We start from the raw sequence: 22,507 nt of genomic DNA, 5'->3' as shown, positions 1-22,507 counted from the left end.
CAACTTTACCGCTGATGATCCCGCTCGCCGCGAGACGGCCGGGTATACCAGACAACCGCCCCGAGGATCGCGCCAATGCCCGCAAGGACTAACATCCCCAACAGCGCGCCAAGCCATTTTCCCGCTGTGGTTCCCAAATCGCCCTCCACGCTGGTGCCGGGAACGCTGTGAATTTTTCCGACCACCCACCAGTAACGCACGATGACCCAGACACAATATCCGCAAAAAGCATACAACGCCCATAACGCGAGCTTCCCTCCGGGGCTACGTTTTGCCTGCTCTTCCATCTCATTCCTCTCCGTGACACAACACACTACCGCCACTCAAAACGTGACAAGCATCACATTATACCGCCAACCTGCGCAGCAGGCAGCAGTTTCATCCCCATCTTCTGCGTCAACCTGCGACTTATGCTGCCGGTGAGCGGGCGCTGAAGTGTTTTATTTATTCTTCTCCCCATGCGAAAAGTTTATTCCGGCGCGGGAGGTCGCGTGTTGCATTGATAATCTATTGATTATTTTTGCCGGTCAAAAAGCAATTTTCGTGATGAATGATGCCTTGATGTTAATTCATACAACCCATTTCATTAAGTTAACAAAATTAATCAAACCAAGCCATATCCCATTGCTATATAGCAAAATAATACTCCACCAAAAATTATTCATAAATAATATAAAGAACCAAATTGAAATAAATTGAAATGTTTTATTTTATTTATTTACATCTTTTATTTTAAATAAAAATGAACTTAGTCGTTAGTATCTGATAGTCATTCCGGAGGGATTGTCATAATTCATAGAAATTATTATTAAAAGGGAATATATAATGAAAAGAAAAGTACTGGCACTCATGGTACCGGCATTATTAATGGCCAATGCCGTTAATGCCGCGGAAATCTATAACAACAACGGCAACAAACTGGACCTTTACGGAAAAGTCGACGGCCTGCACTACTTCTCTGACGACACTTCAGAGGATGGCGATCAGACCTATGCTCGCTTTGGTATAAAAGGCGAAACGCAGATCGCTTCCGAGTTAACCGGCTACGGTCAGTGGGAATACAACATTCAGGCAAATACCACTGAAAAAGAAGGCGCAAACTCCTGGACCCGTCTGGCCTTCGCTGGTCTGAAGTTTGCCGACTACGGCTCACTGGATTACGGTCGTAACTACGGCGTGGTGTACGACATCGAATCCTGGACCGATATGCTGCCGGAATTCGGCGGCGATACCTACACCCAGACCGACGTCTACATGACCGGCCGTACCAACGGCGTGGCAACCTACCGTAACAGCGACTTCTTCGGCCTCGTCGACGGTCTGCATTTCGCTCTGCAGTATCAGGGTAATAATGAAAACGCCGGTTCTGGCGAAGGCACTAATAACGGCGGCAAACGTAAACTGGCGCGGGAAAATGGCGACGGTTTCGGTATCTCCAGCTACTACGATCTCGATATGGGCATCAGCTTCGGTGCGGCCTATTCGTCTTCTGACCGTACCCATAACCAGCTGGCAGAGGCTCGTAGCAGCCAGCGCTACGCCAATGGCGATAAAGCCGACGCCTGGACCGTCGGCGCGAAATATGACGCCAACAACATCTATCTGGCCGCCATGTATGCTGAAACCCGCAACATGACCTTCTACGGCAACGATAGTTTTGGTGGGATTGCCAACAAAACGCAGAACTTCGAAGTGGTCGCGCAGTATCAGTTTGACGACTTTAATTTACCGCTGCGTCCGTCTGTCGCCTATCTGCAGTCGAAGGGTAAAGATCTCTACACCTATTCTCGCTACGGCGACAAGGATCTGGTCAAGTATGTCGACGTGGGCATGACCTACTACTTCAACAAAAATATGTCCACCTATGTGGATTACAAAATCAACCTGCTGGATGAAGATGACCGCTTCTACAAAAACAGCGGTATCGCGACCGATGACATCGTCGCCCTCGGCCTGGTCTATCAGTTCTGATCCCCGTCAAAGCCCGCGTTCAGCGGGCTTTTTGATGTTCCCGCTCCGTTGAGATCACTCTTTTCGACATTGCCGCTTTCCAGGCGTACCTTCCCTCTTTATGATGCGTTTAAGCTCGTTCGGGCAAAAAGCGGCGATAAGGTCCTAAAAGGATAAAGCGCGCTACCGCGTCTCTACGCTCAAACCAGGACGATGATGATGGCGATACCCCAGCGCAGGCGTTATACCTGAAGCTAACGGTGTGATTGAAGGGGAATGGTCATTAAGAGAAAAGTGGCGGAGAGAGGGGGATTTGAACCCCCGGTAGAGTTGCCCCTACTCCGGTTTTCGAGACCGGTCCGTTCAGCCGCTCCGGCATCTCTCCGCTGTTGTGGTTGCTATAATGCCAGGATCTTTGGCATTTTAATAGCTCCCGTTTCGGTAATCGTGTTCAAGTGACGACTTTGCGAGCAATATGATGTTTAAATGGCCCTGGAAAGCAGATGATGAGTCCGGCAACGCAGAGATGCCCTGGGAGCAAGCGCTTGCCATTCCGGTTTTAGCCCATCTTTCTCCCACTGAGCAGCGCAAGCTTACTCAGTTGGCTGCCCGTTTCTTACAGCAAAAACGTCTGGTGGCGCTGCAGGGGCTGGAGCTCACCCCGCTGCATCAGGCACGCATTGCCCTGCTCTTTTGTCTGCCAGTGCTTGAGCTGGGAATAGAGTGGCTGGACGGTTTCCATGAAGTGCTGATCTACCCAGCCCCGTTCGTCGTGGATGATGAATGGGAAGATGATATTGGTCTGGTCCATAACCAGCGAGTGGTGCAATCGGGACAAAGCTGGCAGCAGGGGCCTGTAGTGCTGAACTGGCTGGATATTCAGGACTCCTTTGATGCGTCAGGCTTTAACCTCGTGGTGCACGAGGTGGCGCATAAGCTGGATGCGAGGAATGGCGATCGGGCCAGCGGCGTGCCGCTTATCCCATTACGCGAGGTTGCCGGCTGGGAGCACGATCTCCACGCGGCAATGAACAATATTCAGGATGAGATAGACCTGGTGGGGGAAAGCGCCGCCAGCATTGACGCCTATGCCGCCACCGACCCCGCGGAGTGCTTTGCCGTCCTCTCGGAATATTTTTTCAGCGCGCCCGAGTTGTTCGCGCCCCGCTTCCCCGCCCTGTGGCAGCGTTTTTGCCACTTCTACCAGCAGGATCCGCTGCAGCGGATACGTGAGAATGGCCTGCAGGATGAAGACAATCGGCGCATTGTTCACTAAAACAACGCCTTGAGCTAAATTTAGCCAGTTGAATCAGCAAGTTAATTTTAGTGTTGACACAAAAATGCGAGGCCAGTAGTATGCGCCTCGTTCACACGATTCCTCTGTAGTTCAGTCGGTAGAACGGCGGACTGTTAATCCGTATGTCACTGGTTCGAGTCCAGTCAGAGGAGCCACATTAAAAAAGCCTGCTTTCGAGCAGGCTTTTTGCTTTTTAGCTTCCGTCAGGTCTGCCTCAGTTCTGTCCGGCCCAGCCGCATAAGAGCTAGCGGCGCATCAGCGCCTCCTGCCAGCGTCGCGTCAGATAGTTATGTTCATCCATCACCGAATTCCATACCGCAATATGTCCCATCCGCTGCTCGTAGCTTCCACCATCCCGACGCTCACCCGCAGGAATAAGCGGCGCGCCAGAGGCATCGAGGAGTAATTCAGCTGCCGGTTTTCCTGCATACCAATAGTCCCATTCGGCCTGAGACAGAAAAGCGCGGCTTCGCTGAGGGTTGGAAATATAATACCCCTGCCGGGCCATTACTGCGCCGGGCCAACCAGACTGCCACCAGTTAAGGTAATCATAGGCCGCTTCTTTTACCTTCCCAGTCACGCAGCGAGACAGCGACATGCCGCCATACCACGCCCGATAGCCTTCACGTGGGCGCGCCATTTTATAGCCTCGCTGATGGAAATGGTGCCGGAAATAGATGGGAGCCCATAAGCTCTGGACCTCAACGCATCGATTATCGATTAAATCGCATGCCTGCTCCTGGGACGACCAGAATGCGGCAAAGTGTCCCTGGCGATTAAGATGGGCTAATCCTTGTGTCAAAACATCGATCTCTTCCAACGTCAAATTGCCAATATCGGCAAACTGCGCCATCCCCGCGCCCTGCATGGCCAGAGCGGCATCGATCCCTCCCATAGCTGCATCCTCTTGCAGGGCGACCGCGCCAGTAAGCGCGCTATGCAGCAACCATCCCCAACTCTCTTCTTCCTGCTGAAGCGCCTCGGGAAGACGGTCGACATGATAAGCAAAGCTATCGGCATTATGCGTCAATGGCAGCATGCTGATGAGATCGCTCGGCTGGCTGCTTAAATGGCGATCCCGTTGAACGTACAAGCGCTGGGACGGTACGCTGCCATCGGCCACAACGCCGTTCAGGGTGCCCTGCTTCGCCAGTTCGTTCACCTCGTCCCAATATTTCAGCCGCTTCACCTCCAGCGGCTGAATAGCACGGGCCGGCCAGACAAAATCGATATTATGAAACCACTGGTCATAGAGATCGTAACTGTCAGGTTGCATAACCGCGATGCGCTGGGCATCTTCCACGCTATGCAGCAGGTATTCGATCTTAATCCCCAGCTCCTGCTCAGCGCGAACACGCACTATCTCCAGTAATGTCACCGACGTGCCCAACACCCGAAGCGTTAATGGAGGAGAAATAATCGCCGCAGAACTCATCCCTTCAGGACTCCTGTGATACTTGCATAAAGCGGCTAAAGGCTTGCTGCAAGCGATGCGCCTCCAGTCCACGTAAGATAAATACCAACGTTGAATGGCTTAAGGCTCCAGGCCAGTCATCCAAATGCACCGGAGGATGCAACGTGTGCTGTACACCATGAATAACCACCGGAGTCTCACTGTCGCTTACACGCAAAATGCCTTTCATTCTCAGCACCGCGTTACCATGGCAATGTAATAGCATGGATAACCAGATAGCAAAAGCGGGCCAGTTTAACGACTGCTCAAGCGAAATCACGCATGTTTCTGTCGTGGGATGCGCCCCGCCATCGCGCTTTGGCACCAACGAAAACGTGTTGTCAGCACATGACCCTAACCAGCGGAAACGCTGTTCATAAGAGCCGCGAAATACTTCACTTCGGAACAGCCAGTCCGGGGTATCCTGCGCCAGCCGCGTAGTGCTCACTTCCGCCAGCGGATTAAGCTGACGCAGCCATTGCTCGAGCGTCACCGTCTCCTCGGGGGCAATGCGATCGCTTTTACTCACCAGCAGTTTGTCCGCCGCCGTCACCTGCGCAAGCCACTCGGGCTGAAGATCGGCTTGACGGTGGGCATGTTCCGCATCGACGAGTGTGACCAGCGTCCCTGGCGTGAAATGGCTCTGCAACTGACGATCGTGGAGAAGTGTCGATAAGATGGGAGCCGGATCGGCCAGCCCGCTGGTTTCCAGAACAACGTAGCGAAACGCCGGGATCAGGCCGCGCGCCCGCCGTTCATAAAGCGCCAGCAGAGCGGCCTGCAATTCCCCACGAATCTGACAGCATACGCAACCGCTCGGCAATAACACAGTATCCGGCGCGACTGCGTGAAGCAGGTGATGGTCGATCCCCACCTCGCCAAACTCATTCACCAGCAGAGCAATATCGTTCACGTTCTGCCGGGCGAGCCAGTTTTTCAGCAGCGTTGTTTTACCGCTACCCAGGAACCCGCTCAGCACATGGAGGGGTAATTTCTCTTCAGCAGGCATCGTTTTCCCCTTTGGCCTCAAGCGAGGCTAACCAGGCATCATCGAGCGGATCAATCGCCTGATGCAGCATGTTCTCGGCTTCTTTCCACAACCGATCCAGGGAGTGGACCAGCACCTGTTGTCCCGTCGGGCTGGCCAGTAGCCATTGACCATGAAACTCCGTCAGCGAGAGGCGCCAGGGCTTCAGCGTACGGTTTAGTAATGCCAGCTGCCGCAGACGCAGCTGGCGTAGGGGAATATCCTGCCGCAGCGGATCGCTCCACTGCGGCCCGTTATCAAGCAGGCCGCACACTCCGCACATCATCCACTCCTCAAGGCATCACATCACCCGAATTTGGCCCCAGCGTCTGGCCAACGAACAGGTTACCCCCAGGCTCGCTGGCCAGCAGCAGCGCCACCGGCGCCACTTCTTCTGCTCGCCCAAAGCGCCCCAGCGGCAGCTCCGCCGTTTTGGCCGTTTTCCACGCCTGGTGAATACCCTCAATAAGCGGGGTTTCAATCGGTCCTGGGGCGATAGCGTTAACCAGCACATTTCGGCTGGAGACTTCCAGCGCCAGAGATTTCGTCAGGCCGATCACGCCAGCCTTAGCGGCCGCATAGTGACACAGCTCTGCCCCACCTTTGATGCCCAGTTGGGAAGCGATATTGATAATGCGTCCCCAGCGTTGGCTTAACATCACTGGCAGAGCTCGCTGGCAGGCCAGAAACACGCTGCGCAGATCGACGGCCATCATGGTTTCCCACATATCCAGAGTGATATCGGTGCAGGGAGCCTGGGTAAGCATGCCTGCGTTGTTGACCAGCACATCAATCCCTTCATAGTGCCCCAGGCTGGCATCCACGCCAGCCGTTGCCCCGTCGACCTCGCCGACATCAGCCACCACGCCATAGCAATGCGCCCCAATTAACCGACAACGCTGTACCACCTCTTCCAGTTTATTACGGTCCCGGTCGGTGAGTATCAGTCGTGCCCCTTCGCCGGCAAAAAGCAGTGCGATAGCCTCGCCGATACCACTTGCCGCGCCCGTCACAACACAACGTCTGTTTTGCAACTGCATAGTGGCTCCTTAATCCGGCCAGCGGACGGTCAAACCACCGTCGACAATAAGGCTTTGCCCGGTCAGATAGCGGCTTTCGTCGCTGGTGAGAAAAGCCACTACGCGAGCGATATCATCCGGACAGCCAACCCGTCCCAGTGGAATCGATCTGGCTGCTTTTGCCAGCCCCTCCGGCCCCAGAGAGTTCTGCTTATCCAGCGACTGTGGGGTTTCAATCAATCCGGGGATCACGGCGTTGCAGCGAATACCTCGCGGTGCAAGCTCAACGGCCAGTGAGCGACAAATCCCTGGGACTGCGGCTTTCGCCGCCGCGTAGTGGGCGTGCTCCTGCCAGCCATAGACGCCCCCGGCAATCGATGAGATTGCGACCAAACTCCCACCGCTGATCAGTCGTGGCGTAGCCGCCCGGAAACACCGCATCACGCCGGTGAGGTCCACATTAAGCATTTCGTTCCAGCGGTCGTCGTTCATCTCTTCAATAGACGCGCAGCGTAAGATCCCCGCATTGGCGATGACATAATCAAGACGGCCATAATGAGCGACGCCTTGCGCTATAAACGTATCAACCGACGCCGTATCGGCGACATTCAGCGGCAGCCAGAGTGCATCGCCACCAGCCTCCTCAACCTGTGCAGCAGCGACAGTAGGGTCATGCGGATCATCCGGGTAGTAACCGGCGATCACCCGTATTCCGCGGCGGGCATACAGGGTGGCCAGCGCCAGACCAATGCCGCTTGCCGCACCACTGATTGCCGCTACTCGCTGACTGATGTTTGTGGTTTCCATCATCGCTCCTTACGCCTGAGGTTGTGTGTTAACGGTCTTGTTCATCCCTGACGCGCGCTGGACATCGCCACGCGCCAGCCACATCACCACACCTGAGATAAAGCAGGGTATGGCGCCAAACCACAGCGCAGCATCCTGCCAGTGCCCTCCATGGCTTAACACTGCGGTGGTACCAACGCTGGCGATGATCGCCCCGACCGGTCCCATCGCGCCAATCAACGCCCCTGCCGTAGCACGGATGGCGGTAGGAAAGCTTTCACTAATGAAAAACAGCGCTGCAGCGTAGGGACCAATCAGGAAGAACAAACCAATACTGTAGAGCGTGACGATAGTGGCAAAGTTGTCCGGGCAGTAGAGCATGCCAGCAAACGCCACCCCCCCCAGCATCCAGCCGACCGCGATAGTATTACGACGCCCAATCCGGTCACCCAGCCAGCCATGGGCCAGGTAACCGCAATAGCCCACCAGATTGGACAGGATTAAGATAAGCAACGAGTTGTTAAAAGAAACATCATGGGTTTTGGTGATGACCGTCGTACCGAGCACGCTAAAAATCTGAATGGCAAACCAGTTGATCAGTACCGCCGCCCCCAGTACCAGGGTGGCGCGCAGCGATGTGCCTCGAAACGCTGCGGCAATCCCACCGCGGTGATGTTCCTCCCATGAAATCTGATAATCCTGGGCTACCTGACGGGCTTCGGCGACCTGCCCTTGTTCACGCAAATGTTGGATTTTCTTTTGTACCTGGAATTGAGGTGTTTCTTTAAGTTTTAGCGCCAGCACAGCGATAACCAGTGAGGGTAATGCTGCAAAAATGAAGCTGCCCTGCCAGCCGATGATGGGCATTAAAATGGCGGTCAGCGCTGAAGCGACTAGTGCACCGACCGGCCAACCACCTTGCACAAGACTGTAGACAAACCCTTTACGTTTATTGAGTTTTGGATCGTCGAGCGCGGTATACAGTTCTGATAAATAGGTAGCGTTCACCGTTTGTTCCGCGTAGCCCAACCCCGCGACAGAGCGAATGGCCGTCAGCGCCCCTTTCCCCCATGCACCGCCCACAGCGGTCAATAATGAGCACAACGCGGCACCGCCAACGGTAATGACAATCCCCATCCGGCGTCCCAGACGATCGACCAGCGGACCAATCGCCAGCGCAATCACTGCGCCGCCAACCGCCACCCAGGTGGCGATTTCCGCTTGCTCTACCTCATCCCAGCCAAAATGGAGACCGATTTCCGGCAATAATGTGCCAAAAAGGATGAAATCGTAGACAGCGAAAACCCAGGCAAAAAAGGCAATCCAGGTGGCAAATTTCACATCCTTGATGGTTAACTGCTGCGGCTGCCAGCCGTTTACGGAAGTCTTGTTAAAAATGCTCATAGCGTAATCCCTCTGTCAGGGGGTAAATGACATTATGCCGAGCGCGGTTTGCGCGCTTTAAAATCATCTGCAATTTCGTCAAAGGTCACGAAGCGAACGCCATCGTGGCTACGGATGTACTGAATCAGGCGTTCAAGCATTAACAACACCTGAGGACGGCCGGAAACATCGGGATGGATAGTCATGGTGAAGACGGCGTACTCATTTTCGCGATAGACCCAGTCGAACTGGTCGCGCCACATCTCCTCCAGATGACGAGGGTTAACGAAGCCATGGCTATTAGGGGATTTTTTGATAAACATCATCGGTGGTAGATCGTCGAGGTACCAGTTGGCTGGAATTTCAACCAGATCCGTCTCCTGTCCGCGCTGCAATGGTTTCATCCACGCATCGGGATGCTTGCTGTAGTCGATTTTTGTCCAGCTGTCGCCAACCCTGACATAGTACGGATGGAAGTCGTTGTGCATCAGACTGTGGTCGTATTTAATGCCCTTTTTTAACAGCAGCTCGTTAGTCACATTGCTAAACTCCCACCACGGCGCCACATACCCGGTTGGGCGTTTACCGGCTAACTGCGTCACCAGTTCGATGCTACGATCCAGCACCGCTTCCTCCTGGGCAGGTGTCATGGCAATCGGGTTCTCATGGCTATAACCATGGATCCCCACCTCATGTCCTGCCTCCACAACCGCTTTCATCTGCTCCGGAAAGGTTTCTATCGAATGCCCGGGAATAAACCACGTCGTACGTAATTGCTGCTCCGCGAACAGTTTCAGCAGCCGCGGCGCGCCCACTTCGCCGGCAAACAAGCCGCGTGAAATATCATCCGGAGAATCTTCGCCACCGTATGACCCCAGCCAGCCGGCAACGGCATCAACGTCCACACCAAATGCGCAAAGGATTTCTTTGGCCATGTTTATTTTCCTTTTGAGTTGAGGGATAACGAATTAGCGCCATCACCTTTGGAAGGCGCCAGCAGATGCGCTACCGCACAGGCAGCGCTTAAAAGCGAGCGATCTTCACCGTTCGGTGAAGAGAAAAGCAGACTGGTATACAGGCCGTTCGCGGTCGTACCGCTTGGCACAGCGAGACCGGGCATATCCAGTAAACTGCCTGGCATGGTTAAGCGCAGCGTGGCGCTATTGGCGAAGGCAAATGCCTCGGCATCCGCCTGCAAGGGCGCCAGCCGCGGCGCGGTATGCGCGACCGTTGGTGTCACTAAAATCGCGCCATTGAGTTCTTCAGCCAGTGCCTGCTGCCAGATCGGACGTAGACGCAAAAAGGTGGTGAGCACCGCCGGATCAATCGTGCCGGAGGCCAGCAGTCGGCGGCGAATGAGGGGATCCATCGCTGTTGCTGCCGGTGACGCCAGCAGAGAGGCATGTAACTGAAAGGCTTCAATCGCCCCTGGCCAGCCATGGTGAGCAATCCAGTTAAGTGCTTCATGTAAGGCTGGCAGGCGCCGATATTCAACAACGACGCCTGACGCCGCTAATCGGGACAGCAACGAAGCACTGTTGTCACGGACGCTAATATCAGCGGCATTGAGAATTTCCGGATCGACAATTAACCGTGACACCGTCGACGACGACGTCTCCTCGCCACAGAGAATGACATCAAGGGCGTAAGCATCACGGACGCTGCGACAAAGAGGCCCGAGCGTATCGAGAGACGCCGCCAGGGGAAACACTCCGCTCGCGTCATAGCGATGACGGCTGGCGCGAAAACCGATCACTCCGCTAAACGCAGCAGGGATGCGCACGGAACCCGCGGTGTCCGTTCCTATTGCAATGCAGGCCACCCCTTGAGCAACCGCTCGCGCCGCGCCGCTGGAAGAGCCGCCAGGAACATGTTCCTCGCCATCGGTTGCCAGTAATGCCGGCGTGGTAAACGTTGGGTTAATACCCAGACCGGAAAAGGCAAACTCACTCAGATTGGTTTTGCCGATAGTCACCATTCCCGCCTGCGTCAGGCGCGCCACCATTCCGGCATCGTGTGTCGCGAGAGGCGCATCCAGGCGGGTTGCGGATCCTGCAGTGGTTCGGGTCCCGGCGATATCGAATAAATCTTTCCAGCAGACCGGAATACCATCCAATGGGCTCAGCGGCGCGCCCTCGCGCCAGCGCTGCGTCGAGGCGGCAGCCTCCTGACGGGCGCGTTCGGGAGTCAGTGTAATAAAAATCCCCTGGGTCTCTTTGGCCGCCGTCAGGCAGGCTTCCGTAAACGCAAGTGGCGAAAGCTGACCTCTGGCAAACAACGCCGCAATGGCACAGGCATCAATCTGGCCCCGCTGAAATTGCAGGCGAATCGTATTCGCGTTCATATCACCCTTAAATGTATATTTAAATAAAAATCCATTTAAACATAGCAAAACAAGTGCCAGAAGAATGACAACAAAGTGTCTAAAATGTGATCATATCGTATTAATTTTGTTTTATTGCAGTAATTTCAAGAAGATATAAGCGGGTAGGGTAATGAGATAACAAGTGTAGAAGAGCATCATGAACAGGAGTTATAAATGTATATTTTATGTAATGATCCATTAATGGGCAGCCTGCACTACCGCGGTGCTAATGATGGGGGTTGGTATGACACCGCTCAGGATGTGATAAGGTAAGTTTGATGAGGTAAGGATCGAAAATATGGTCATGCAGACAAACCCTTCGCATGCGGCAACGGAAGATACCGCCGCTGCGCGCTATGAAGTTATTCGTCAGTTTTTACGTCATATTCTGGTTGCCCAGCGAGTGCCAAAGGGGCTGGTACTTCTGGAGGGTCCGTTAGCACAACTATTCGGTACCAGCCGGGTGCCGGTGCGTCGGGCGCTCAGTCTGTTACATGAAGAAGGGTTAATTACCCGCTTCGAGGGGCGTGGTTTTATCGTGGCACAGCCTGACGAAGAGGTCGAGCCATTGCGCCTCGCCTTGACCAGGGAGCTCTTCGGCCTTGATGAACAGCAGCCATTGGTGGATACCCGCACCAGTGGTGAAAAGGTGCTGGAGAACCTGCAGGTTGTACTCTCAACAGCCATGGTATTTGGCTGTTATTCGGTAAATGAGCAAAAAGCGGCACAATATTATAATGTTAGCCGCTCGGTAATCCGTGAAAGTCTGATGCGTTTGCGCGACAAGGGACTGGTAGAAAAAGAGCCTTACTCACAGTGGTTGACCGGCCCGCTTACCGCGCGCGAAATCGCCGATCACTTCGAGATCCGCGCCAGCCTCGAACCCGCAGCGTTGTGCAAGGCTGGACCTCACCTTTCGTCGGCGTGGCTGGCGTCCATGCTGCAAAAGACGCAAGGTTATAAAGGTCGACAATTGACTGCCGCGGAACTGGAGTTACTGGAAGAAGATCTTCACATCCGCTGCCTCGAGCCCGCAGGTAATAAGCTGATGATGCAGATCCTGCGCCAGCATCAGTCTCCTTTCATCATCACGCGTATCTTCTATGATTTACTGGCCATTCCGGTAGAAACCGCCACCCTGGAAGAACACGCTCTGGTGTATGACATGTTGCTGAAAGGAAACTGGGCGCTGGCGGCCGCCTGCCTGAAAGATCACCTCGAACGCGCGCAATCCCGGACCCTTCAGCGTTTAAAAGTGCTTTCCGTGCTGCCTGTCCCCGACTTACCCAACTTTATGGAAGCGAACTAAGCAGAGGGCGGTCAGCCCGCCAGGGACAGCCAGTCGTTCGACACTTACAAACTCCCCTGCACCGCTGCAGCGCTGATATTCACCGGCATGCCGGAGCGGCGCTGCAGGGTTTGCTCGGCCTGCGAAGGACTCACTCCCGGCCCCTGAGTAAACTCGCGCAGCGCCGAGGTCATCGGCAAGGGGACTTTTCTGTCGGATTCAAATTCCGCCCGATTGCGCGACAGCGGCTCGTGCACCTCCAGCCAATGGCTGCCGTCCGGCTCCACGGTGTACTTCACCGGCTGATCGATTAGCTGGACGCGCGTCCCCACCGGTACGTTATCAAACAGGAATTTAATATCGTCATTGCGCAGGCGAATGCACCCCTGGCTGACGCGCAGCCCAATGCCAAAGTTAGCGTTGGTGCCGTGGATGGCGTACAGCCTGCCGATGTAGATCGCATACAGCCCCATCGGATTATCAGGCCCGGGCGGCACCAGCGCCGGCAGGGTTTTGCCCTCTTTCGCATACTCGCGCCGGGTATTGGCGGTCGGAACCCAGGTCGGTCCCTCCTGCTTGCGCTCTACCGCCGTCACCCAGTTACGCGGGGTTTCGCGTCCGGCCTGGCCAATGCCGATTGGCAGCACTTCCACACTATTGCCCAGCGGCGGGTAATAATAGAGACGCATTTCGGCGACGTTGATGACGATCCCTTCGCGCACGGTGTCAGGCAGGATCAACTGCTGCGGAATAATCAGCGTCGAACCGGAGTGCGGCAAATAGACATCGACACCGGGGTTGGCCTCCAGCATATTGCTCAACCCCTGGCCGTACTGGGCAGCAAAACTTTCCAGCGGTTGGGTGTTGTTCTCCGGGACGGCGATGGTAAATGCGCTGCCCACCAGACGACTTCCCTCCGGCGGCAGCGGATAACTGACGGCCAGCGCGCCGTGGCTGGCGAGCAGCATCAGCGCAGAACAAAGTAATTTCACACGCCGCATCGTCATTTTCCCTTCCTCAGTCGCGACTCTCGTGTGTGAATTATAGCGTTATTTCCTCGCCTCGATCCGCTGACCGCGATGGCTTAAATCTGATAGTCGATAGCGGCCTCTTCCGGCTCCATCGCCTGACGCTTAATTTCATCCAGCGACAGTCCGGCATTGCACAGTTCGATAAAGCGCCAGACGTAGTTACGCTGCAGCTGGCCCCGCTTCAACCCCAGCCACACGGTATTGGCATCGAACAGATGGCGGGTATCGAGACGCGTAAAGGTGTCCGCTTCCCGGGCATCTCCGGACTGCTCGGCAACCAGCCCGACGCCCAGCCCCAGCTCGACATAGGTCTTGATGACATCGGAATCCTGGGCGCTCAGCACGATATCCGGCATCAACCCCTTGCGGTTGAAGGCCTCATCGATTCGCGAACGGCCAGTGATCCCCTGGCGATAGGTGATTAACGGCCAGCGGGCGATCGCCTCCAGCGTCAGGGGAGACACCTGGGTCAGCGGATGATCCTTCGGCACCAGCAGGCTGTGATGCCAGCGGAACCAGGGGAAAGCCGCCAGCGTCGGGTCATTGCTCAGGCGCTCGCTGGCGATACCGATATCCGCCCCGCCGTTATGCAGCAGCGCTTCGATTTCCTGCGGGGTGCCCTGCACCAGCTCGACGCGAACATCTGAGAACAGCTCGCGGAAGGCTTTAATCACCGGCGGCAGGCTGTAGCGCGCCTGGGTGTGGGTGGTGGCGATGGTTAAGACACCGGAGGCATCATTGGTAAAGAGATCCGCCAGCCGCCGGACGTTGCTGGCTTCATTGAGGATGCGCTCGGCAATGGATAACAGCGCTTTACCCGGCTCGGTCATGCCTAACAGGCGCTTACCGCGACGGATAAAGATCTCAATCCCCAGCTCCTCTTCCAGTTCCCGGATATGGCGGCTGACGCCTGACTGCGAGGTATAGAGCATATTCGCGACTTCCGTCAGGTTGTAATCCTGACGGGCCGCCTCACGGATAATTTTCAGTTGCTGGAAGTTCACCCTTTCCTCCGGGCCAATGGACTTAACATATCTGCTATTGTTAAAGTCTGTTGTCCCAGGTAACAAATAATAAAAACCAGCAACTTATTCCTTAAGAGAATATAGCCTAACTAACCAGCTGCAGTTCACGGTTCTCCAGCGACGGGCGGCTCACCAGAGACAGCAGGATCTCTTTCACCGCCTGCGCCTGCGGCGACAGACTACCGCGTGCCGACATATTCAGCGACAGCGACAGGCTCATCGACGGCGTGCTAATCCGCGCCATCCAGCCGTTTGCCGCGCCGCACAGGGAGCGGGCAGCGGATTCCGGCAGGACCGTCGCCCCCATGCCGCTGGCGATAGCCGCAGTCAGGGTGGTAATGGATTCGATCTCGCCGATAATTTTCGCCGACAGACGACGCAGGGTGAACGCCTCGGTGACCCGCGCCCGTACCGCGCTGTAATCCCGCGGCAGGAACAGGTTCATCTCCGCCACCGCCGTGAGATCCACGCTCTGTCCCGGGCAGTCGCGGGTACCCACCAGATAGAGGTCCTCTTTCAGCAGCGGCTGGCTGACGATACCGGCCACTGGCGAACGCTCATACAGCACCGCCATATCCAGCTGACCCGCCAGCAGCTTGTCATTCAGCGCAGTGCCGCTGCTCTCCTGCAGATAGACCATCACCTCGGGCAACTCATTACGCACCGTCTGCAGCAACGGCATAGTAATGGCAGAAGCCGCCGTGCCCGGCGCCAGGCCAATCGAGACCTGACCACGCAGCGTCTGGCCGACGTTATTGACCGCCAGCTGCGCCTGCTCACACTGGCGCAGGATGGTTCGCGCATGGGTGTAGAGTATTTTACCGGCTTCCGTTGGCGTGACCCCTCGCTTGGTGCGTATCAGCAACTGCTGGTCCATTTCACCTTCCAGGGTCGCGACCTGCTGGCTCAGGGCCGGTTGTGCGATGTGCAAGACTTCAGCGGCCTGGGTCAGACTGCCGATATCGACGATTTTCACAAAATATTTCAGTCGTCTTAAGTTCATTTTGCCTCCTGTAAGGAACGCCAGCGTCAACGCTGGAAGTATGATGTAACTGGTTCTGCAATTTGCTTGCCAGCTTTTCAATTGCGCTGCCGCTGCCCGCCAGAGGCCGTGTTATAAGGGATAGTGATAACAATCCAGCTTTTATTTGCCCGGTAAGCAGATTGTGGTATGCCCCATTAGGGGTATTTTTGCACCGCAACGGTGCGTAATGGTGAAAAAAGCGGCGCCCAGCCAGGGGTTGTTGAAATTGTCAGCAGTTGAACGCAATTCTTTGAATCAGGCTTTGACAAGGCCGGATGGCATCGTTAATATGCGCCCCGTTCACACGATTCCTCTGTAGTTCAGTCGGTAGAACGGCGGACTGTTAATCCGTATGTCACTGGTTCGAGTCCAGTCAGAGGAGCCACATTTAAAAAGCCTGCTTTCGAGCAGGCTTTTTGCTTTTCGCTTTTCATGCGGCCTTACGCGGTTTACGGCGTCATTGCCGCGCGGCAAATCGGGCAACCTGTTCGGCGAGAAAATCGATTTCCTGCGGCGTGTTATAAAAAGCCAGCGAAGGCCGGACGGTACTCTCATAGCCCAAACGACGCAGGATCGGTTGCGCACAGTGATGCCCGGACCGCACAGCGATGCCAACCTGACTGAGATAGCGCCCCACGGCTTCATTTTCATGCCCCGCCAGCACAAAAGACAAGACGCTGGTTTTGTTCGCCGCGGTGCCGACCAACGTCAGGCCCGGAATAGCCGACAGCTTCGCTATCCCATACTCCAGTAAGGCATGCTCATACTGCGCAATATTTTCGATCCCCAGTGAGGTCACATAGTCGATGGCCGCCCCCAGCCCGACGGCATCGGCAATATTGCCCGTTCCCGCTTCAAATTTATTCGGCGAAGGCTGGTAGCGCGTCAGCTCAAAGGTCACGTCGGCAATCATGTTCCCGCCGCCCTGATACGGGCGCGCCGCTTCCAGTACCTCCTGCTTGCCATAGACGACGCCGATCCCGGTAGGTCCAAAAATTTTATGCCCGGAGAAGACAAAGAAATCGGCATCCAGCGCCGTGACGTTGGTCGGGATATGTGAGATAGACTGCGCGCCGTCGATGGCGATACGCACGCCAAAACGATGGGCGATCTGCACCAGTTCCTGAACCGGCGTCACGGTCCCCAGGGCGTTGGAAACGTGAGTAGCGGACACAAAACGGGTTTTATCGTTGAATAACCGAATATACTCCTCGACAATCAGCTGTCCGTGCTCATCAACCGGCGCAACGCGGATCGTCGCGCCCGTCTCCTGCGCAATAAGTTGCCACGGCACAATGTTGGCGTGATGCTCAAGCTGCGTGAGGATAATTTCATCCCCAGGGCGTAGCAGCGGCTTCACGTAGCTGTGAGCGATAAGATTGAGTCCCTCCGTGGTGCCGCGCACGAAGATAATATTCTCCGGGCCGCGGGCGCCAATAAAACGCGATACTTTCTCCCGCGCGGCTTCATAAGCATCGGTGGAACGAGCGGCAAGCGTATGCGCCGCCCGATGAACGTTCGAGTTTTCGTGCAAATAATAATGGCTGATGCGATCGATAACCTGCTTCGGGCGTTGGGTCGTCGCGGCATTATCCAGCCACACCAGCGGATGCCCCTCCACCTGTTCGGCAAGGATCGGAAAATCTGCACGGATCCGCTCAACCGGGATCTGCCCAACCCGCGCCGCTGGCGCAGGCCGGGAGCCGAAAGCAGGCAATGTTGCAATCCCGCGAGGGGCGATATCCGCCCTGCTCTCCTGGCCCAGTGGCACCACCCGCGGCGCGTAGGCCGCCTCCACTCCGCGCGGACGGGCGGGCGTATCGCTCAACAACCCTTGCAGATCCCGCGCGTCGGGCAGGCCATAATCGCGTGCAGAGGGGGCGTCACCCGCCTCGCCGGGCCATCCGCCCGGCGCAAAGGGAAGCGTGAATAAATTACTCGTAGTCATAATATTCACCCACTTCAACATCTTCCAGCACAGCAATGGCATCATCGGCCAGGATCGCGGCGGAGCAATAAAGTGAGAGTAAATAAGAGGCCACGCCGTTATCATCGATCCCGCGGAAGCGCACCGACAGCCCGCGAGACTGCTCGTTTGGCAGCCCTTCCTGATAAAGCCCCAGCACGCCGCGTTTACTTTCCCCGGAGCGAATCAGCAGAATATTGGTTTTCCCGCCCTGGCTTTTTGGGTTCTTCAGTCCGTCGACAAACAGTTTATCGGAAGGGATCAGCGGAATACCGCGCCACAGAATAAAAGTCCCGCCATGGAGGTTCACCGTGACCGGCGGCACACCGCGTCGCGTGGCTTCACGCTGAAAGGCGGCAATGGCCCGCGGATGGGCGAGGAAGAAGGAAGGCTCTTTCCACACTTTTGACAACAACTCATCCAGATCATCCGGCGTCGGGCGGCCGTTGCGGGTCTGAATGCGCTGCGAGTCATCAATATTTTTCAGCAGTCCATATTCATCATTATTAATAAGCTGGCTTTCCTGGCGTTCACGCAGGCTTTCGATCGCCAGCGCAATTTGCTCTGACGCCTGGTCATAGGGCGAACTGTAGAGATCGGCAATTTTGGTATCAACGTTAATAATGGTCGAGATCGAATCCAGCTGATATTCGCGCGGTGTGGTCTGATACTCAATATAGCCCTGCGGTATCTCTACGCGTGAAGGGTCCTGGCTGCATAATACGTCCAGCGGCGTCTCCCCCTCCACGACCTTGTTGACGCGATAAATGCCCGACTCCAGCCCTTTATAATCGAGAAAACGACTGACCCAGCGCGGAGTAATTGCCGCAAATTGCGGCGCCGTTTTGGTCACATTCGCTAACTGATACGCGGCTTCACGCCCCAGTGCATTAATGCTTTTTTGTTCTGCCATGATAAGTCCTTAGTGTTTGAAAGAGTGGAGCTGAAGGTTAGTACTGCGGTAAACGGGTATCGACATCCCGCGCCCAGGCGTTTAGGCCATCTTTTAAATTCATCACGCGCCCCTGATAACCTGCGCGCTGGAGTGCCCGAATGGCGAAAATACTGCGCTGCCCTATCTTGCACAGAAACACCGCATCGACCGTCGGATCGAATTCATCGATACGTCTGACTATCTGGCCCAGCGGCATCACTTTGGCCTGCGGAAATTTTGCGATCGCTCTTTCGTGGGGCTCACGAATGTCGATCAGTTGCAGGGGTTTTCCCTCCTCTATCCACGCATGAAGCTCAAGCGCCGTGACGCTTTCAATGGGTGCTTCTGACTCATCGGGTTTCAGTCCGCAAAACTCCTCATAGTCGATGAGCGCATGGATCGACGGATGCTCACCGCAGACCGGGCAGCCGGGGTCCCTCTCCAGCCGCAGTTCACGTTGCTTCGTCTGCCACACATCAAAGAGCAGCAGACGGCCGATCAAGCTCTCGCTGCCGCCGACGATAAGCTTGATGGCTTCCGCGGCCTGAATGGTGCCAATAATTCCCGGCAACACACCGACCACGCCGCCTTCCGCGCAGGAGGGCACCAGCCCCGGCGGCGGTGGCTCGGGATAAAGGCAGCGGTAGCAGGGCCCTAGCCCGGCATAAAAAACGCTGGCCTGCCCTTCAAACTGGAAGATGGAGCCGTAGACCAGCGGCTTACCCAGTAACACGCAGGCATCGTTGATCAGATACCGGGTGGGATAATTGTCCGTGCCGTCGACCACCAGGTCGTATTCGCGGATGATCTCGAGCGCGTTTTTACTGCTCAGGGTGGTGTTATAGGTTTCCACCTGAATCTCGGGGTTGATTGCTTTAATCTTGTCTTTCGCCGAAGCGACTTTGGGCCGGTTAATATCTTTGGTGCTGTGAATAATCTGCCTTTGCAGGTTGGAGATATCGACAAAATCAAAGTCGACAATCCCCAGCTTACCGACACCCGCCGCGGCCAGATAAAGCGCCACTGGCGCCCCCAACCCGCCGGTGCCAATAAGCAACACGCGGGCGGCCTTCAGACGCTTTTGCCCCTCAAGCCCGACTTCCGGCAGCAGCAAGTGGCGGCTGTAGCGGGCAATTTCAGCATGCGTCAGCTCAGACAGACGGTCGTCCGGGATAATGCTCGGTCTGCTCATATCGCCTTCCCGACGCCACCGGCAATGGCGGGAACCAGCAACACTTCCGCCCCATCGCTAACCGGCGTCTCCAGCCCACCGGTAGTTTTAATATTGTGTTCGCCCACATACAGATTGATAAAGCTGCGCAACGCGCCTGCGTCGTCATACAGGTGCGGCTGAATGTCCGGATATCGCGCCGCCAGCGCCGCGACCAGTTGCCCAACGGTGTGACCTTCGAGGGTCACCTTCCCCTGACCGTCGGTGAACGCGCGTAGCGCAGTGGGGATCAGTAATGTCGATGCCATAGTGATAATCTCTCCGTGTTTTGCTCTGGTTTCCGGCAACGTTGTGCCTGTTATTCACGTCATGAAACGATGTGCACTTCCTCCTGCAAAAAGCGCAGACGGTCGTGCGTGAGCCGCCAGCTGGTCAGCGCCCCCGCCTGCCGCTGCGCGACCGCCACGATGATGTAGGCGTAAAACGGCAGGGCATGTTCACGGTCAAATTCCGATGGAATGGCCGGATGATCGGGGTGCGAATGGTAATAGCCGATGACATCCACACCTTCCGCCAGCGCAGCATGCTCCGCCCGCAAGGCGTCGTCGGCGGTGATAACAAAGCGGTGGTACTGCTCTTCCGATTCCCGCGCGTTGACGATGGGGAAAATCGCCGTCACGCGGCCATCGCCCTGCGCTGATAAATGACCAAAAAGCGCACCACAGCATTCATTGGGATAGGTCTTTTCCCCTTCAGCGCCAATCTGTCTGGCGATTTCGCGAGTTAATTCAATCATGGGTTTCATTCCAGAAAGGGTCGGTCAAATAGCGGGAGCCCACATCGCACAGCAGCGTGACCACCACCGAACCAACCGGCAGCGTGCGGGCCAGCCGTGCGGCGGCGGCAACATTGGCGCCAGATGAAATACCGACAAAAATGCCGTCCCGCCGGGCGAGGCGTCGCGCGCTCGCATAGGCCTCCTCGGTGGTGACGGAAATCACATCATCAAACAGGGTTTCGTCGAGAATGCCGGGTTTAATACTGCTGCCCATATGCTTAGTCCCTTCAATGCCATGGAATGGCGAAGCGGGCTGAACGGCGAGGGTTTTCACCCGCGGATCCTCAAACTTCAGCCGCCGGGCGGTGCCGACAAAACTGCCTGACGTGCCCATCCCGGCGACAAAATGGGTGACTTGCTTTCCGCTTTGCTCCCAGATCTCTTTCCCGGTGGTCGCGAAATGCGTTTGCGGATTAACGGGGTTGTTATACTGGTCGGGATAAAAATAGCGCTCCGGGTGTGCGGCGACCTGGGCCTGGACTTCAAGATAAGCGCCATCGGAACCTTCAAGCGGATCAGTCTCCACAATCGTGGCGCCATACTGACGAATTATTTTTTTACGCTCCGGGCTGGTATTCTGCGGGAGATACAGCCGAACGTGATACCCCAGCGCGGCGCCGATCATCGCGTACGCAATTCCGGTATTACCGCTGGTCGCATCAATAATAGTTTTATCCGGCGTCAATAACCCCCGCGCAATTCCGTCCAGTACCATCGCTTTTGCCGCGCGGTCTTTCACCGAGCCGCTGGGATTCATAAATTCAGCTTTTGCCAGCAGCGTGACACCCGATAATTCTGCAGAAAAAGAGGGCAAGGCTATTAAAGGCGTCTCGCCAATCGTTTCAAGTAAATTCATAATAATGATCACGCTGCTATTTTAATGGTACGGGAACGATAGGTTTATTTATTCTTGTAATGATTAAATGCCGTCGCCGTCGCTGAAATGTCTCTGCTGTATTCGCGCCTGTTGAACATTACTGTCCGGTGGCACATCACGAGTTAGCCAGATATTTCCTCCGATGCTGGAGCGCGCCCCGATGGTAATTCTCCCGAGGATTGTCGCGCCGGCATAAATCACAACGTCATCTTCAATAATAGGGTGGCGAGGATAATTTTTTTGCAATTGTCCGTCCTCACCGACGAGAAAACGTTTGGCCCCCAGGGTGACGGCTTGATAAATACGTACTCGTTTACCGACGATGGCGGTTTCACCAATGACCACACCAGTTCCGTGATCGATAAAGAATCCGTCATCAATCTGCGCACCGGGATGAATATCGATTCCGGTCTGGCTATGCGCCTTTTCCGTGATGATGCGCGCCAGCAGCGGAAGGTCGAGCTGATGCAGCTCATGGGCCAGCCGATAGTGCATCACCGCATGAATTCCCGGGTAGCAGAGCAGCACATCATCCATGCTGCGCGCGGAAGGATCGCCCTGATAAGCGGCGAGGATATCACCGTCAAGACGCTGACGAATCACCGGTAAACGGTTGGCAAACTGCTGAACGCGTCTGACCGCCTCCTGCAACAGGACCTCATTTTCCGCCTGCTCATCCGACTGATAATAGAGTTCCAGAAGCGCTTCTTCGGTGAGCCTGTCCAGCGCCGTGCCGAGCAAATGGCCGACGTAATAATCTTCCCCCTCTTTGCGTAAGTCCACGTCGCCTAAGCGCATCGGATAAAGCACTTTTATCAATGTATCCGCAACGGAATTAACGCTTTCCCGGGAAGGTAAACTCCGTTTATTACGATAATTATTCTTCGCGTGCTCATCGCGCCACGCCTGGCGAACGCGACGCAATTCATTGACGACATTATTTAAATGCCAGTTATTTTCTCTTTTCGGCAAGAGATACAATTCACCCGCTTCCGGCATAATAATATCCTTCATAAAAGCACATCGATAAAATTCTTTTTGGCGTTACCTCACTTTTATGCATTACCCACATT

Annotated in this window: 22 protein-coding genes and 3 tRNA genes; 5 read left to right on the top strand and 20 right to left on the bottom strand. The window is 55.5% G+C overall.

The window, feature by feature from the left end; all coding sequences use genetic code 11:
* Positions 1 to 5 precede the first annotated feature (5 nt).
* Positions 6 to 287: a cell division protein DrpB gene (gene drpB / locus HMPREF3096_RS18185; RefSeq protein ID WP_012541220.1), complete on the bottom strand. Its 282-nt coding sequence runs from the start codon at positions 285 to 287 to the stop codon at positions 6 to 8.
* A gap of 538 nt (positions 288 to 825) precedes the next feature.
* Here drpB and ompC point away from each other — a divergent pair.
* A complete protein-coding gene (gene ompC, locus HMPREF3096_RS18175; protein WP_012967656.1) occupies positions 826 to 1,971 on the top strand; it encodes a porin OmpC in 1,146 nt (381 codons plus the stop codon).
* 274 nt (positions 1,972 to 2,245) lie between these two features.
* Here ompC and HMPREF3096_RS18170 read toward each other — a convergent pair.
* A tRNA-Ser gene (locus tag HMPREF3096_RS18170) sits at positions 2,246 to 2,335 on the bottom strand.
* A gap of 90 nt (positions 2,336 to 2,425) precedes the next feature.
* Between HMPREF3096_RS18170 and mtfA the strand changes: the two genes are divergently transcribed.
* Together mtfA and HMPREF3096_RS18160 are read left to right on the top strand one after the other, a co-directional pair.
* Positions 2,426 to 3,226 (top strand): DgsA anti-repressor MtfA, encoded by an 801-nt coding sequence (gene mtfA / locus HMPREF3096_RS18165; protein WP_008804199.1) that lies wholly within the window; start codon positions 2,426 to 2,428, stop codon positions 3,224 to 3,226.
* Positions 3,227 to 3,326: 100 nt separating this feature from the next.
* Positions 3,327 to 3,402, top strand: a tRNA-Asn gene (locus HMPREF3096_RS18160).
* A gap of 89 nt (positions 3,403 to 3,491) precedes the next feature.
* On the opposite strand, the gene HMPREF3096_RS18155 is transcribed toward HMPREF3096_RS18160, so the two are convergent.
* The 8 genes from HMPREF3096_RS18155 to HMPREF3096_RS18120 are packed head-to-tail and all read right to left on the bottom strand — an operon-like array spanning position 3,492 to position 11,259.
* A complete protein-coding gene (locus HMPREF3096_RS18155; RefSeq protein WP_064144072.1) occupies positions 3,492 to 4,682 on the bottom strand; it encodes an ABC transporter substrate-binding protein in 1,191 nt (396 codons plus the stop codon).
* Between the two features lie 4 nt (positions 4,683 to 4,686).
* Positions 4,687 to 5,709 (bottom strand): CobW family GTP-binding protein, encoded by a 1,023-nt coding sequence (locus tag HMPREF3096_RS18150; RefSeq protein ID WP_064144071.1) that lies wholly within the window; start codon positions 5,707 to 5,709, stop codon positions 4,687 to 4,689.
* Positions 5,699 to 6,010: a hypothetical protein gene (locus HMPREF3096_RS18145; RefSeq protein ID WP_016161414.1), complete on the bottom strand. Its 312-nt coding sequence runs from the start codon at positions 6,008 to 6,010 to the stop codon at positions 5,699 to 5,701. The genes HMPREF3096_RS18150 and HMPREF3096_RS18145 overlap by 11 nt, the downstream gene beginning before the upstream one ends.
* Positions 6,011 to 6,020: 10 nt before the next feature.
* Complete coding sequence (locus tag HMPREF3096_RS18140) at positions 6,021 to 6,767, bottom strand: SDR family NAD(P)-dependent oxidoreductase (protein WP_016161415.1); 747 nt, start codon at positions 6,765 to 6,767, stop codon at positions 6,021 to 6,023.
* 9 nt (positions 6,768 to 6,776) lie between these two features.
* Entirely contained in the window at positions 6,777 to 7,553 is a 777-nt protein-coding gene (locus tag HMPREF3096_RS18135) for an SDR family NAD(P)-dependent oxidoreductase (RefSeq protein ID WP_016161416.1), read from the bottom strand.
* A gap of 9 nt (positions 7,554 to 7,562) precedes the next feature.
* A complete protein-coding gene (locus HMPREF3096_RS18130) occupies positions 7,563 to 8,936 on the bottom strand; it encodes an MFS transporter (RefSeq protein WP_022065160.1) in 1,374 nt (457 codons plus the stop codon).
* Positions 8,937 to 8,968: 32 nt separating this feature from the next.
* Complete coding sequence (locus HMPREF3096_RS18125; RefSeq protein WP_016161418.1) at positions 8,969 to 9,850, bottom strand: polysaccharide deacetylase family protein; 882 nt, start codon at positions 9,848 to 9,850, stop codon at positions 8,969 to 8,971.
* A 2-nt stretch (positions 9,851 to 9,852) separates the two neighbouring features.
* A complete protein-coding gene (locus HMPREF3096_RS18120; protein WP_064144070.1) occupies positions 9,853 to 11,259 on the bottom strand; it encodes an amidase family protein in 1,407 nt (468 codons plus the stop codon).
* A gap of 319 nt (positions 11,260 to 11,578) precedes the next feature.
* On the opposite strand from HMPREF3096_RS18120, the gene HMPREF3096_RS18115 reads away from it, so the two are divergent.
* A complete protein-coding gene (locus HMPREF3096_RS18115; protein WP_016161421.1) occupies positions 11,579 to 12,589 on the top strand; it encodes a GntR family transcriptional regulator in 1,011 nt (336 codons plus the stop codon).
* 44 nt (positions 12,590 to 12,633) lie between these two features.
* On the opposite strand, the gene ldtA is transcribed toward HMPREF3096_RS18115, so the two are convergent.
* From ldtA to nac, 3 genes are all read right to left on the bottom strand, one after another.
* Complete coding sequence (gene ldtA, locus HMPREF3096_RS18110; RefSeq protein WP_012967646.1) at positions 12,634 to 13,575, bottom strand: L,D-transpeptidase; 942 nt, start codon at positions 13,573 to 13,575, stop codon at positions 12,634 to 12,636.
* A 77-nt stretch (positions 13,576 to 13,652) separates the two neighbouring features.
* The gene (gene cbl / locus HMPREF3096_RS18105; RefSeq protein WP_004180456.1) at positions 13,653 to 14,603 is read right to left on the bottom strand and encodes an HTH-type transcriptional regulator Cbl; all 951 of its coding nucleotides are present in this window, start codon (positions 14,601 to 14,603) and stop codon (positions 13,653 to 13,655) included.
* A gap of 106 nt (positions 14,604 to 14,709) precedes the next feature.
* Positions 14,710 to 15,627, bottom strand: a complete 918-nt coding sequence (gene nac, locus HMPREF3096_RS18100; RefSeq protein WP_002911729.1) for a nitrogen assimilation transcriptional regulator NAC — start codon at positions 15,625 to 15,627, stop codon at positions 14,710 to 14,712.
* A 330-nt stretch (positions 15,628 to 15,957) separates the two neighbouring features.
* On the opposite strand from nac, the gene HMPREF3096_RS18095 reads away from it, so the two are divergent.
* Positions 15,958 to 16,033: transfer RNA gene (locus HMPREF3096_RS18095), tRNA-Asn, on the top strand.
* Positions 16,034 to 16,105: 72 nt separating this feature from the next.
* Here the strand turns inward: HMPREF3096_RS18095 and HMPREF3096_RS18090 are convergent.
* The 7 genes from HMPREF3096_RS18090 to epsC form a co-directional block, all read right to left on the bottom strand.
* Positions 16,106 to 17,596 carry a cysteine desulfurase gene (locus HMPREF3096_RS18090; RefSeq protein WP_064144069.1) on the bottom strand — a complete coding sequence of 497 codons (1,491 nt, stop codon included), beginning with the start codon at positions 17,594 to 17,596 and terminating at the stop codon, positions 16,106 to 16,108.
* Entirely contained in the window at positions 17,583 to 18,527 is a 945-nt protein-coding gene (locus HMPREF3096_RS18085) for a family 2A encapsulin nanocompartment shell protein (protein WP_008804182.1), read from the bottom strand. The genes HMPREF3096_RS18090 and HMPREF3096_RS18085 overlap by 14 nt, the downstream gene beginning before the upstream one ends.
* Positions 18,528 to 18,564: 37 nt before the next feature.
* Complete coding sequence (gene moeB / locus HMPREF3096_RS18080) at positions 18,565 to 19,740, bottom strand: molybdopterin-synthase adenylyltransferase MoeB (protein WP_064144068.1); 1,176 nt, start codon at positions 19,738 to 19,740, stop codon at positions 18,565 to 18,567.
* Positions 19,737 to 20,027, bottom strand: a complete 291-nt coding sequence (locus HMPREF3096_RS18075) for a MoaD/ThiS family protein (RefSeq protein WP_008804180.1) — start codon at positions 20,025 to 20,027, stop codon at positions 19,737 to 19,739. Before HMPREF3096_RS18075 ends, moeB begins: the two co-directional genes overlap by 4 nt.
* 59 nt (positions 20,028 to 20,086) lie before the next feature.
* Positions 20,087 to 20,515 (bottom strand): M67 family metallopeptidase, encoded by a 429-nt coding sequence (locus tag HMPREF3096_RS18070; RefSeq protein WP_077266367.1) that lies wholly within the window; start codon positions 20,513 to 20,515, stop codon positions 20,087 to 20,089.
* On the bottom strand, positions 20,508 to 21,413 hold the full coding sequence (locus tag HMPREF3096_RS18065; RefSeq protein ID WP_064144111.1) for a PLP-dependent cysteine synthase family protein: 906 nt from the start codon (positions 21,411 to 21,413) through the stop codon (positions 20,508 to 20,510). The genes HMPREF3096_RS18070 and HMPREF3096_RS18065 overlap by 8 nt, the downstream gene beginning before the upstream one ends.
* A 63-nt stretch (positions 21,414 to 21,476) precedes the next feature.
* On the bottom strand, positions 21,477 to 22,406 hold the full coding sequence (gene epsC / locus HMPREF3096_RS18060; RefSeq protein WP_008804177.1) for a serine O-acetyltransferase EpsC: 930 nt from the start codon (positions 22,404 to 22,406) through the stop codon (positions 21,477 to 21,479).
* Positions 22,407 to 22,507 lie beyond the last annotated feature (101 nt).

This window comes from Klebsiella sp. HMSC25G12 (assembly GCF_001807705.1).
Classification (GTDB): Bacteria; Pseudomonadota; Gammaproteobacteria; order Enterobacterales; family Enterobacteriaceae; genus Klebsiella; species Klebsiella variicola.
Note: the sequence above shows the minus strand (reverse complement) of the source record. Positions and strands in the feature narration are given on the sequence as shown.